We start from the raw sequence: 13106 nt of genomic DNA, 5'->3' as shown, positions 1-13106 counted from the left end.
CTAAAGGTCAGATTCTCTTATATTTAATAACTTCTTTACAGCATCTATAGCTTTGGTTTCCATATCGTGGATAAAACCATCTGCCATAATTACCTCTTGTAAGTCATTCATTATTCTGTTGGCATTAATTTGACCTTTTTTATAGTGTAAATAATTATGATAAATAATATGGTTAATGTCCGAATCCGAAAGTTCTTCGTATTCATCTTTCAGAGATACAAATTTAGATCTTAATTGATCCATGTCATCAATGTCCGGAAAGTAATCTTCCATTTTAGCAAGGATAACTTCAATTTCTGATCCTTTTAGGCTGTAATCTGAACTCCCTACATGGATGAGTAGAAAGAGTATAAAGGTCTCGTAGTTTTTAAAAATATGATGCTTGTCCATTTCTTAGTTATATTTTTGTAAAGCTAAGATTTTTTGATAAGAAAAAAATAAAAAGGCTTTGCCAATCGACAAAGCCTTATTTTTCTTCTTTAAACGTATGGGATTACATCATTCCACCCATGCCGCCCATGCCGCCTGGCATACCACCACCTGCTGGCATACCGCCACCATCTTCTTCCTCTTCGTCAGCTACTACACATTCAGTAGTTAATAATAAGCTAGCGATAGATGAAGCATTTTCAAGGGCTAATCTAGTCACTTTAGTAGGGTCAATAACACCTACTTTGAATAAGTTTTCGAATTTATTTTCACGCGCATTGTAGCCGTAGTCATCTTTCCCTTCTAATACTTTGTTGATGATTACAGAACCTTCTAGTCCAGCATTCTCAACAATAGTTCTTAGTGGAGACTCTAAAGCTAATCTGATAATATTAACCCCTGTTTCTTGGTCTTCATTATCAACATCAACTTTATCTAACGCTTTGATAGCTCTTAATAATGCTATACCACCACCAGCAACAATACCTTCTTGTACTGCAGCTCTTGTAGCATGTAATGCATCATCCACTCTGTCTTTCTTCTCTTTCATCTCTACTTCAGTAGCAGCACCGATGTAAAGAATAGCAACACCACCAGATAATTTAGCTAAGCGCTCTTGTAATTTTTCTTTGTCGTAATCAGAAGTAGTATTCTCCATTTGAGATTTAATCTGATTTACTCTCGCTTGGATATCTTCTTTTTTACCAGCACCGTTAACGATAGTAGTATTATCTTTATCGATAGTAATTTTTTCAGCAGTACCCAAATACTCTAAAGTAGCACCATCTAATTTGTAACCTCTTTCTTCAGAAATTACAGTACCACCAGTTAAGATTGCAATATCTTCTAACATTGCTTTTCTTCTATCACCGAAGCCTGGAGCTTTTACAGCAGCAATTTTCAGAGAACCTCTGATTTTGTTAACCACTAAAGTAGCTAAAGCTTCACCTTCTACCTCTTCAGAGATGATTAATAAAGGTTTACCAGTTTGAGACACTGCTTCTAAGATTGGAAGCAATTCTTTCATGCTACCAATTTTCTTATCGTAGATTAAAATGTATGGATTGTCTAATTCCGCTTCCATTTTCTCAGTATTGGTCACGAAATAAGGAGACTGGTACCCTCTGTCAAACTGCATACCTTCTACAGTTTTAACTTCAGTTTCAGTACCTCTAGCCTCTTCAACAGTGATAACACCATCCTTACCCACTTTCTCCATTGCTTCAGCAATCATCTTACCGATAGTTGCATCATTGTTTGCAGAGATAGTACCTACTTGTTCGATTTCGTTATTGTCAGAAATGTCTTTAGACTGCTTTCTTAAGTTCTCAACAACTACTTTAACCGCTTTGTCGATCCCTCTTTTTAAGTCCATTGGGTTAGCGCCCGCTGTAACGTTTTTCAATCCGTGTTTGAAGATTGATTGAGCTAAAACAGTCGCAGTAGTAGTACCGTCTCCAGCCTCATCTGCAGTTTTAGATGCAACTTCTTTTACAAGCTGAGCACCCATGTTTTCGATAGCGTCTTTCAATTCGATTTCTTTCGCTACTGAAACACCATCTTTTGTTACAGTAGGAGCTCCGAATTTCTTGTCTAAGATTACGTTTCTACCTTTTGGGCCTAGTGTTACCTTAACCGCATTAGCTAATTTATCAACACCTTTTCTTAAGCCGTCTCTAGCTTTTAGGTCAAATGAAATATCCTTTGCCATAATTATTTAATTTTTTAGTTATTTTAATTTTTTAAATAGTACCGAAAATGTCAGAGTTTCTCATGATTAAATACTCTTTTCCTTCTAGAGTAAACTCTGTTCCAGAATATTTTCCGTATAATACAGAATCACCAACCTTAACGGTTACTGGAGCATCATCTTTTCCAGGTCCAACAGCTACAACTGTACCTTGCTGTGGTTTTTCCTTTGCAGTATCAGGAATGATGATACCAGATGCTGTTTTTTCTTCTACAGGAGCTGGCTCAACTAGAACCCTATCCTCATTTGGTTTGAATGATACGTTTGACATTTTTATTATAGTTTATGTTTTGATTTGTTTTAAATCTGATCACATCATAGCATTTTATGTGCCATATAATATAGCGTGTCAAAATTGCAGTTTTTTTACTCGAAGCTTGTCATGCACCGTAATGATTATTAAAGTTGATGAATTTTTGACAGATTTTTATTATTTTAATATGTCAGTATTAAGTATTAATGATTATGAAAAAATTGTCAGATGATTGGTTAACATCCGGAACACTTGATTTTGAGTATAAAAAATATGTTTTGCTAGCATATCTTCAGCAGGTAAGTCATTATTTTGATCAGCATAAATTATATCCAACCTTTGCTGATCTTATTATGCATTATAAAAATGCGGTACAATTAAAGGATGGAAAGCAGAAACTATTTAAATCCTTTCCTAAAAGATTAAGCCAAGTGGATTTGAAAAATTTTAAGATGTATTTTGAATCCAAAGTTGAAGAAGATGTACAATTAAAAGAGTTGGAGGATATTATTGATTTTGCTTTAGATGAATTAAAAGGTCAGATTACGATTGGGAAAGATATTTTTGATGAAGTAGAAAGTCAACTAATTATTGAGCCAGTGGGAGTGAAAGCATTAGAAGAAAATGAAGGTCTATTGGTAATTGACTCTGAATTCGATCCTTATTATCACATCTATCAGTATAGAATATCAATTTTTGAAACTGCTGAAGAAAAAGTGCGAAGCTTGCAAACCGTCTTTATTGATAAATTTAAAAAATCTATAGGGACTACCTTGGAACAATTAAAAATCAAAGTGTTGAAAAATATTAAGTTGGTTAGTAATTATTCTGCTTTTAGAGTGGTGGCCTTAAGACCTTATCCCTATGAAGAAACTTTATTGCCTATAGTAAAAAGAAGTTTTTCTAATTATTTATACAAGCATTAATTAATAGGTTAGATTTTTTTATTTAAAAGAGCTAAGTATTACAACCATGGGATTAGAATAGTTGTCTTTAGGTGAACCGTACTTAAAAAAAACTATTCAACCATAAAAAAAAACTATTAGCCATACCATTCTTTTTAGTATTTCTATTTGGGTCAATTGATGTTAAATCACAGTTATATGCAGGTGGTAGCTATGTTTATGCTCAATTATCCGAATCGGGTTTAGATCAGGTTAATGGCTTTTCATTCGACCTTCAAGCAGATTTTAATCTTGGATTTGATAAAATTATTTTTAGTCCCACTTTTCGATTAGCGATATTAGATTCTGATATATATAATCTTAATTATCCTTTTTATGCAAAGAATTTTAGTTTTAGTCCTATTACCGCTTATAATTTTATTCAATTGAAATGGCTAACAATAAGTATTTACGGAGGGCCTTTTATAAGTAAGCTAGAGGCTAGGAGGGCACCTTCTATTTTATTTCCTGCTGCTTTTATCAGCGATACACGATATGGAGCGGAATTTGGTATAGGATTTAAGCTGAATATTTATGACGTTGCATCAGTAAAAATAAATCCATTGAATCTGCTTATTGGAAATGAATATTACAGACAGGGTCATATAAATTTTATGCTTAATTTTTAATTTTAGAAAATATTGTAAGTATATTTTGATTAAATGAACTATAGCCCTACATTTGCATTCCAATTTTGACAAAGAATTAATCATGGCAGGAACAAGTCTTAAAAGAAAAGCAAGAAGAAATAGAGTAGTAGCTAAGAAAAGAATGGATTCAATCCAGAAATTGCAGCAACAGCCAGTTATTAAAAATGTTGATGTAGAGGCAATAAAAGAAGAATTCAAAAAGAATGCTTCTAAGAAAAAACCAGCTGCTAAGAAAGAAGATACTGCAAAAGCTGAAGAGAAAAAAGAAGCTCCAAAAGCTAAAAAAACTACTACTAAAAAGGCAGCAACAAAAAAAACTGAAGATAAGCCAAAAGCTTCTAAAAAATCAGAAGAAAAGAAAGAAGACTAAATTCTTACTCCATATAGATATAAATAAAAGCGAACATCAGTTCGCTTTTTTTGTTTCTGGTCTATTATTATCTAAAACATTCCCATTAGTATGGCAGAAATTTTATTAAAAGCTTCTTGCATTTCTAAATCATTCGATACTCAAATTTTGGATAATTTATCTATTGATATAGCAGAAGGGGAGACGCATGTTATAATGGGAAGAAGTGGGCAAGGAAAATCAACTTTATTGAAGATTTTATCGGGCTTGCTTGCTGCTGATGAAGGAGAAGTGAAATTTTCAGGTGAGCTGCTTGATAATCCAGATGAGGTTTTAGTTGCAGGTCATGAGGAGCTGGCTTATGTGGCGCAGAACTTCAATTTGCTTCATAATAGAACGGTTTTAGAAAACTTAAAAGATGCACTTTTAGCTTTTAAAGATGAATTTGCGGAGCATCAAATTAAACAACTCATGCAGCTCATGAGACTTGAAAAGCTAAGTTCTCATAAAATTGAAAGCCTTTCAGGAGGCGAAAAACAACGTCTAGCTATTGCTAGAGCATTAGCTACACAACCTGCCGTGTTATTGCTAGACGAACCTTTTACTCAACTTGATTACTCCACTCGTCAAACTTTAATGGATGCCATTAAAGAAGTAAGGACTGAACTAGAGACTAGTATCATTTTAGTCAGTCATAACTTATTTGAAGCCTTTTATTTGGCAGATCAAATTCATGTTCTGGATAATGGTAAAATCATTAAGTCTGACAGTCCTCACTCTTTATATCAGAATCCTGAATTGAAAGCTGTAGCAGAATTATTGTCTGATTTTGTATTGTTGCCATCTAAATCTATCACTAATAAACAGAAAAGACAATTAGGGATTTGGGCTGAAAATGTGGTGGTATTAGAGGGTGAGCCATCGGAATACAAATTTTCAATTTCTGCTAAACTCAAGGATTGTGTTTTCATGGGTTATCATTATAGGTGTGTGTTTGTTTCCGAGCAGGGTCAAAATATCATTGTAAAAACAAATAATAAGCTAGAAAGTGGCTCCTCTTTTCAATTAGCTTTTCCAGATGAATATCTGTTTGAATTAAAAGATGAATGAATATTTCTATTATCTGAGCATCAACTTATTGTGACTTCATAAATAAATCGTACCTTTGCAATCCGTTCAGGTGAACGGCCTTATCTGTGTTAAGATATTACAGATAAGTGATTGTAAACCAAAACGATGACAATTTTGGCTCGAATTGTTGTTGTAATTAGAGAGTCCTGACACATTATGGCAGAAAATCAAGAAAACGTAAAGAACGAAGAGTTCGATTGGGAAGCATTTGAAACCAAAGGTTTTGGTGAAGGCTACTCAAAAGCTAAGAGAGAAGAATTAGCTAAAATGTATGACAATGTTGCTACTGATTTGGATGAACAAGAAGTAGTGAAAGGTATTGTGGTAGCGATTAACGATCGTGACGTAGTATTAAACATTGGCTACAAATCTGATGGATTAGTTCCTACAAACGAATTCCGTGACATGCCTGACTTAAAAGTAGGGGATGAAGTGGAAGTTTACGTTGAAGAGCGTGAAGACAAAAACGGGGAATTAGTTTTATCAAGAAGAAAAGCGAAAATTGTTGGTGCTTGGGATAAAATCCAATCTGCACTTGACAATGACGAGATTATCGAAGGTTTAGTGAAAAGAAGAACTAAAGGTGGTTTAATCGTGGACGTTCACGGTGTTGAAGCCTTCTTACCTGGTTCTCAAATTGACGTTAAGCCAATTCGTGATTTCGATGTTTTCGTTGGTAAGAAAATGGAAGTAAAAGTTGTGAAAATTAACTACAGCAACGATAACGTAGTAGTTTCACACAAAGTATTAATAGAGAAAGACCTAGAGAAGCAGAAAGCTGAAATCTTGAACAACCTTGAAAAAGGACAAGTTCTAGAAGGTGTAATCAAGAACATGACGAACTTCGGTGTATTCATCGACCTTGGCGGTGTTGATGGTTTACTTCACATTACTGACATCTCTTGGGGTAGAATTAACCACCCAGAAGAAGTATTGAAGCTTGACGAAAAAGTGAAAGTTGTAGTATTAGACTTTGACGAAGGTAAGAAGCGTATTTCTTTAGGTATGAAGCAATTAACTTCTCATCCTTGGGATTCGCTTGCTGAAGGCTTAGATGTAGGTTCTAAAGTAAAAGGTAAAATCGTTAATGTTGCAGATTACGGTGCATTCTTAGAAATTGCTCCTGGTGTTGAAGGTTTAATTCACGTTTCTGAAATGAGCTGGTCACAACATTTAAGAAATCCTCAAGATTTCATTAATGTAGGTGATGAGTTAGAGGCTGTAGTTCTTACTTTAGACAAAGAAGAGCGTAAAATGTCTCTAGGTATTAAGCAATTAACTGAAGATCCTTGGAACAAGAAAGAGGTATTAACTAAATATGCGGTTGGTACTGAGCACAAAGGTGTTGTGAGAAATATGACAAACTTTGGCTTGTTCATCGAATTAGAAGAAGGTATTGACGGATTAGTTCACGTTTCTGACTTAAGCTGGACTAAGAAAATCAAACACCCATCTGAATTCGTAAAAGTAGGAGAAGAATTAAACGTAGTTGTTTTAGAACTAGATGTTGAGAACAGAAGATTAGCATTAGGTCACAAACAATTAGAAGAAAACCCTTGGGATACTTTCGAAACTGTATTCACTGTAGGTTCTAAGCATAAGTGTACTGTATTAAGCAAAAACGAAAAAGGTGCTATTTTGGAATTACCATATGGTATCGAAGGTTTTGCTGCAACTAAGCACTTAAAGAAAGCGGATGACTCTATGGCAGAGGTTGGGGAGTCTTTAGAATTCCAAGTATTAGAATTCTCTAAAGATGATAAGAGAATCGTTCTTTCACACTTACACACTCACTCTAAGGTTGAGGAAGCTGCTCCTAAGAAGAAAGCTACAGGTGGTGGAAAGAAAAAGTCTACTCCTAAGCCACAAGCTTCATCATCTACATTAGGTGATTTAGATGCGCTTTCTGCATTGAAATCTCAAATGGAAGATGACGCTAAAGGTGGAGCTAAGAAAAAAGCTGCTCCAAAAAAGGCTGAAGAGAAGAAAGAAGATGAAGACAAAAAAGAAGACTAAAATTAGGTCTTAATTTTTGAAATATATTGGAAGCCATCTGCTGATTAAGTGGATGGCTTTTTTTATTTTTATGACATAATTGCTTGATACAAAATGGATTTGAAATAATTTTGTAATTATTCTCTATCTGTGTTTGACAAGCGCAATAATATGTCTATTTTTGCAATCGCAAAAGCGGAAAGGGTCACGTGGCCGAGCGGCTAGGCAGTGGTCTGCAAAACCATCTACAGCGGTTCGAATCCGCTCGTGACCTCATTATTTTTACCTCTAACTAAATGATTTTCAGGAAGTTAGAGGTTTTTTTATGTTTTATGAATACCCTTTTAAAACATAATTCAAGTTAAAAAACACCTTTTAAAGCATTTTTATTACTTATAAAAGGGTATTTAGGGTTTTACGTGCTTTCGGAAGCATTGTAAGGATATCACGCAGGAGGTACAGTTTTTGATTTAGGTCATTATCTTCAACGTGAAGTGCGTTAAGAATTTCAGCCTCTTTGTTTTTGATTGACTGAAACAGTTCTTGGTATAACCTATATTGTTCATTAAAGACGAAAATTGCCTGCTTATCAATTGTACCATCTTCTAAATCTGAACATACATATTTCAATTCCTCCAAATCTTCCTTCAACATTTTACCTGCCACATTATGTACATAGTGGGCTTCACTTTCATTTTGAAGAGCATCAAAGTTACGGATGTAGTCTTCTATAAGACTTTTTTTAATTTCTGTCATAATTATTGTTTTAGTTTTACCAGCAATATAAGATGTAAATTAGCATACATTTAAAAACCTGGTTTTTTTATAGTCAATCTGTGCTTTTGCTTTCCGTTGCAGTATTTATTTAAAAAAGATGAATACAAAGTACTGGAACGATAAAGAACAAAAGCTATGCACTATTATCAGCACAGCTACTGATACAGAAAAATGTAACACTGCATTTGCTGAGTTATTACCACAGGTTGAAAAGATGTTCGATATGATATACAAGCATTACTTTTCAAATCAACCACAGCTTAAGAAAGATATAGATGATATCAGAGCTTTAACCATTACAAAAGCTTTTCACGGTCTTAAAAATGGCTTCGATAGTAGCAAACCTTCATTTAGCTATGTGCAGCAGATAATTAAAAATACTATCATCACCCACCTGAGAAAAAAGAAGTATGTTGAAGTAGATATCAATGAAGTAAGTGAGAATTCATTATTAGCTGATGTGATGGTGAATCGAGAACTGAACCATAATAAGAGATTATTAAAACTGGTTGATGAAGCAATAATCACTTCTGGACGAAAACAAGTATATGTTCAATACCTTAATGATATTAAAGCAATCCTTACTGCAGATTATGGTGATACCATTCACCATTATCTGATTACCTACTACTTATCTACTAAATACAACGGTGGCTTAAGACGAATATATGAGACCTTATACAATGGTGGTGGTCGCAAAACCTATGGAATTATAAAGCTGGTATATAGTTCAAACAGGCATTATAAAGATTTTACCTGTGTTGATGATATTGAAGATTTCAATGCATTGAATGAGGCTTTACATAAATGGGATTTAGAACGATGCTAAATATCTCTAATGTTATCAATCGTACTATACTGGTAATATAGACTTTGTTTTAGTTCTTCATTAATTACCAGATATAAGGGTTTAATCACGTCTCTATATTGTAATAAATATTTATAATAAGTGATAACCCCTTTACCATTTTTTAGTGCTAATATGTCGCTAATACTTGTATCTGGTTTGCTTAGGTAATCCCGTAATTTTTGACTTATTTGAAATAGCTTTCTGATATATTCTAGTCTAAAATTTACTACAGTGTTATTATATAATTCTAAATTCAAATAACTACTCAATAACGTTTCTAATTGGGTATTATAATCTTTTAATTCAGCACCATCTAATAATTCCAATTCAAATTTAAGTGTGCTTAGTAAGTCTTTATTGGTTTTGGTTGTGTACATCAGTTTTTAATTTTATTTATGTTTAACGACAAGATTATATAAATTATATCTTAGTACAAGATTAATTCAATCATTGCTCGATTCAAAACTGTGGGATAGTTTTATATCTTGCAGGAGAATATAGATCAAAACCTTATGCAGAAATCAAACCTACTATATCAAATCATTAAAGTTTCATATTATATTATTATAGTATGCTTTATTTCAATAACTGTTTTATTATTTGCAGCAGTATTTTATGATTCTGAAAACAGTTTTTTTTCATTTGAGAATGTTTATAAAACATTGACATTATTATTAACTGCTTTCACTGTTGGTCTTCTTTACGTTAACTATAAATTGCAGCAAAGAGAACTAAAAAAAATGACTGATGCTAATGATGCGATGGTAGAAGCAAATAAAGATATTGTTAAAGCAAATGAATCCATTGTACAGCAGAACAAAGAAGCTAATCAAATCCAGATTATTTTAAGTGAAAAAATTAAGATAGCTGAATACTTTGATGCAGATATTAAAAAAACAATAAATAAATTAAATACTATTTTTGCTGGTTATATGTACATACTTAGTTCTGACCCTGCAGACAAAAGTAATAAACTACAAAAAGAACAAAATGTGATTTTGACTCTAAATGAAGATCACTTAAATATTTTTTTTAAAACTTGTTCTAAGCTTGATAATCAAATATTGTTATTAAAAAAGGTTGGTATAGAAAAACCCACTTTAAATATTTTGATTGCAAGTTTTCCAAATGAATTTGACCAGCTATTTAAAAATATTTTTCAATATTTAAATATAAATGTTATGATTGAGGTTTTTAATGAAAGACTAGAAGATGACCCTTATAAAATCGAAACGATTCACAAACTTAAAAATATGTACCTACCAATTTTAAATTATAAACGTATCTATTCAATAATAAGAGAGTTATAGTTAATTCTTAATATGGGGCATATCTCATATCTAGCAGCAAGCGAATTTAAATCACACACCAAATCTATCTTTCGTTTTTCTATGATTTTTGGGGTCAGGGGGTCTGACCTTAAGCTGACTTCTTTTTTAATTCTTCAACCTTCCTTTTCAATTCATCAATATGCTGCAGTCTTTTTTCATTCTGTGATTTGGATATCTTCTTGTTTTTGTAATCGTTTTCTAAATGATAAAGTGCATCCATATAATGGTCGATAGCTTCATTTGTTTTGTCCTTATATTCAGCTTTTGCACCTAGTTCTTTATACACTTTATAGTTACTTCTTTGATTAACTTTTATAACTCTTGCTGAAAATGAGGTCACAATTAACCCTATTAACGGACTTAATAGTAATGACACAATGAACGATACTGCAAATCCAATCTTTCTATCTTTTCCCAATAACCCTACTAATAGTGAAGCTCCAAACCATCCAACTATGTAAAAGTAATTATACCCCATAAATATTTAATATTTTTAAGTTTGAATTAAAATTCAATCTAATAAAAATTCTTTAAACCGTTAATTCCCAAAGTAGGGAATGAAAAAGAAAATAGTTGAATATCTCAAATCTAAAGGCTTATATGAATCTGGTTATGACTTTCTAATTACCATACTATGTGACCTCTTTTTTTACCTCCTTCGTGTCAAAAACGGAGGAGGTTTTTTTATGCATAAAGCTTAATTTGGATAAGATTAGCAGATTTTTTTAATCTATATTGCTCTCGAGCAAGCGTCCGCTTGTTCGGTACAAGAATTATAATTGATATTATATTTTACACAAATCGTTATTACTTGTAATTCATATTTCTTATTTGGTCCAAGCGGACGCTTGAACCATTGAATTGTCTAATATATGTCATATACATTTAAGGCTATAATAAGGTGAAAATCAAGTATGCACTTGCTCCCTTTTCATCTTCATCTCACCTACACTCATATTGCCTTCTTTTGCTTGTCTACGTTCGTTGCTGGCTTCAAAGGCTGAGATGCCATGTAATTCAGAAAGATAATCTAAATGGCCTGGGGAGGTAACTACCATAATGTCATCAGCTGTAATTTGGCTTGGACTATCATAGCCGCAGGACTCAGCTAGCATTTGTGTTTCTTTATATAAAGCATCTGCATAAGTGGCTACTCTCTTAGCTGCTGCGTCAATATCAATGGCCTTCTGCAGCTTTTTGTTTTGAGTAGCAATTCCGGTAGGACAAGCATTGGTATGGCATTCCAGGGCTTGTATACAGCCAAGAGAAAGCATGAATCCACGAGCTATGTAAACGGCATCTGCACCTAGGGCCATTGCAACAGCTATATCAATTGTTGTGGCTACTTTTCCACTAGCGAATAATATCACTTTATCACGCACACCATTATTTTTTAAAGCCCAATCAGCTACTGCGAGGGCCTGTTTCATAGGTAAGCCCGCATAAGAGCTTAAAACATGAGGAGATGCCCCTGTTCCACCATCACCTCCATCAATTACGATATAGTCAGGCCCTCTACCGGGTTCCTCTTTCATTTTCTTGGCGATGTCTTCAATTTCGGCAGTGTGACCAATCACCATTTTAATTCCGACAGGCTTATTTACAATTCCTCTTACTTTATCAATGAAATTGAATAATCCATCAACATCGGTAAACTCTTTGTGCCTTGCTGGAGCAAAGGCATCTTTACCCATTGGTATTTTTCTGATTTTAGCGATTTCTGGGGTGATTTTTTCCTTCAAAAGCATACCACCTTTTCCGGGTTTGGCACCTTGGGCTAATTTGATCTCAAACATTTTTACTTGAGGATGATCTGCCATTTCTTTCAGCAAACGATCATCCATCTCTCCATTTTCATTTCGGATTCCATATTTAGCAGTTCCAATTTGAAATACGAGATCTGCACCTCCATACTCATGACAAGGTGCTAAAGCCCCTTCTCCTGTATTATGGAGTATGCCTGCCATTTTAGCGCCTTTATTAAGAGATGCATGTGCATTAAAAGATAAAGCACCATATGACATGGCACTGATGTGTACAAAATGGTTGAGGGTATATGTTTCAACTCCAGTATGTTTGCCAATTACCTTTTTATAGAATTGCCCGGTTTCCTCTCCGGTCATAGTTTTGGTATTGGTAAAAGTAGCCGGCATAATTAAGGTTGTTCCTACTTTATCCATATCAACTTGGCTACCGAAGCCAATGGTGTTTCTGGCACCAGAAGAGGTAGCATAAATCCAGTTTCTGGTTATTCTATTGTAAGGAGTTTCTTCCTGATCATTAGAGAAAAGGTATTGCCTTAATAAAGGGCCAATTTTTACTAATAATTTTCTACCCCAAATGACTACTGGAAAAACTCTTTGAATAGGAGTGTCTTTTTGTCTTTTATCGTAAATGAATAAGGTTATAAAGCCTGTAATTAAAAGCGCAATAATAAACTCTCCTCCTAAAGTCAAGGCTAAAGACCAAATGCCTGATTCTTTCAAATATTCGGATTGAAAAAAATAGCCATAAGCTGCCGTTAATACCAAAGCTGAAAATATCCAGGCTGTAGTATAGCTATTAAAGATTTTTAGGATGTATTTAAGGCGAGGTCCGGTTGTACCAGATTGTATAAATTCACGATCAGCCATAGCATAGAAAATTA

General features: G+C 33.7%; 14 protein-coding genes and 1 tRNA gene. 8 read left to right on the top strand and 7 right to left on the bottom strand.

Going from position 1 to position 13106, the window contains the following annotated elements; genetic code table 11:
* The 3 genes from QYS48_RS17030 to groES all read right to left on the bottom strand — a co-directional run bounded on the left by QYS48_RS17030 (position 1) and on the right by groES (position 2450).
* Positions 1–390 (bottom strand): TerB family tellurite resistance protein, encoded by a 390-nt coding sequence (locus QYS48_RS17030; protein WP_308356980.1) that lies wholly within the window; start codon positions 388–390, stop codon positions 1–3.
* Positions 391–493: 103 nt separating this feature from the next.
* The gene (gene groL / locus QYS48_RS17025) at positions 494–2140 is read right to left on the bottom strand and encodes a chaperonin GroEL (RefSeq protein WP_308356979.1); all 1647 of its coding nucleotides are present in this window, start codon (positions 2138–2140) and stop codon (positions 494–496) included.
* Positions 2141–2171: 31 nt separating this feature from the next.
* Positions 2172–2450: a co-chaperone GroES gene (gene groES, locus QYS48_RS17020; protein WP_302126104.1), complete on the bottom strand. Its 279-nt coding sequence runs from the start codon at positions 2448–2450 to the stop codon at positions 2172–2174.
* A 194-nt stretch (positions 2451–2644) separates the two neighbouring features.
* On the opposite strand from groES, the gene QYS48_RS17015 reads away from it, so the two are divergent.
* The 6 genes from QYS48_RS17015 to QYS48_RS16990 all read left to right on the top strand — a co-directional run bounded on the left by QYS48_RS17015 (position 2645) and on the right by QYS48_RS16990 (position 7775).
* A complete protein-coding gene (locus QYS48_RS17015; protein WP_308356978.1) occupies positions 2645–3358 on the top strand; it encodes a hypothetical protein in 714 nt (237 codons plus the stop codon).
* A 404-nt stretch (positions 3359–3762) separates the two neighbouring features.
* Entirely contained in the window at positions 3763–4005 is a 243-nt protein-coding gene (locus tag QYS48_RS17010; protein WP_308356977.1) for a hypothetical protein, read from the top strand.
* Between the two features lie 82 nt (positions 4006–4087).
* Positions 4088–4396 carry a hypothetical protein gene (locus tag QYS48_RS17005; RefSeq protein WP_302129123.1) on the top strand — a complete coding sequence of 103 codons (309 nt, stop codon included), beginning with the start codon at positions 4088–4090 and terminating at the stop codon, positions 4394–4396.
* Between the two features lie 90 nt (positions 4397–4486).
* Positions 4487–5485 carry an ABC transporter ATP-binding protein gene (locus QYS48_RS17000; RefSeq protein ID WP_308356976.1) on the top strand — a complete coding sequence of 333 codons (999 nt, stop codon included), beginning with the start codon at positions 4487–4489 and terminating at the stop codon, positions 5483–5485.
* A 177-nt stretch (positions 5486–5662) separates the two neighbouring features.
* Entirely contained in the window at positions 5663–7522 is a 1860-nt protein-coding gene (gene rpsA, locus QYS48_RS16995) for a 30S ribosomal protein S1 (protein ID WP_308356975.1), read from the top strand.
* A 182-nt stretch (positions 7523–7704) separates the two neighbouring features.
* Positions 7705–7775: transfer RNA gene (locus tag QYS48_RS16990), tRNA-Cys, on the top strand.
* Positions 7776–7894: 119 nt separating this feature from the next.
* Here the strand turns inward: QYS48_RS16990 and QYS48_RS16985 are convergent.
* Entirely contained in the window at positions 7895–8257 is a 363-nt protein-coding gene (locus QYS48_RS16985) for a hypothetical protein (RefSeq protein WP_308356974.1), read from the bottom strand.
* Between the two features lie 118 nt (positions 8258–8375).
* On the opposite strand from QYS48_RS16985, the gene QYS48_RS16980 reads away from it, so the two are divergent.
* Entirely contained in the window at positions 8376–9107 is a 732-nt protein-coding gene (locus tag QYS48_RS16980) for a hypothetical protein (RefSeq protein ID WP_302100189.1), read from the top strand.
* Here the strand turns inward: QYS48_RS16980 and QYS48_RS16975 are convergent.
* A complete protein-coding gene (locus QYS48_RS16975) occupies positions 9104–9505 on the bottom strand; it encodes a hypothetical protein (RefSeq protein ID WP_308356973.1) in 402 nt (133 codons plus the stop codon). The genes QYS48_RS16980 and QYS48_RS16975 overlap by 4 nt on opposite strands.
* A 135-nt stretch (positions 9506–9640) precedes the next feature.
* Here QYS48_RS16975 and QYS48_RS16970 point away from each other — a divergent pair, with 135 nt between their 5' ends.
* Positions 9641–10438, top strand: coding sequence for a hypothetical protein (locus QYS48_RS16970; RefSeq protein ID WP_308356972.1), 798 nt, complete (start codon positions 9641–9643; stop codon positions 10436–10438).
* 109 nt (positions 10439–10547) lie between these two features.
* On the opposite strand, the gene QYS48_RS16965 is transcribed toward QYS48_RS16970, so the two are convergent.
* Both QYS48_RS16965 and QYS48_RS16960 read right to left on the bottom strand, forming a co-directional pair.
* The gene (locus QYS48_RS16965; protein WP_302100192.1) at positions 10548–10937 is read right to left on the bottom strand and encodes a hypothetical protein; all 390 of its coding nucleotides are present in this window, start codon (positions 10935–10937) and stop codon (positions 10548–10550) included.
* 430 nt (positions 10938–11367) lie between these two features.
* Positions 11368–13092 (bottom strand): FMN-binding glutamate synthase family protein, encoded by a 1725-nt coding sequence (locus QYS48_RS16960; protein ID WP_308356971.1) that lies wholly within the window; start codon positions 13090–13092, stop codon positions 11368–11370.
* Positions 13093–13106: the final 14 nt, after the last annotated feature.

Source organism: Marivirga arenosa (assembly GCF_030503895.2).
GTDB classification, from domain to species: Bacteria; Bacteroidota; Bacteroidia; order Cytophagales; family Cyclobacteriaceae; genus Marivirga; species Marivirga arenosa.
The sequence above is the reverse complement of the archived record's forward strand: the minus strand, read 5'-3'. Positions and strand labels throughout refer to the sequence as shown.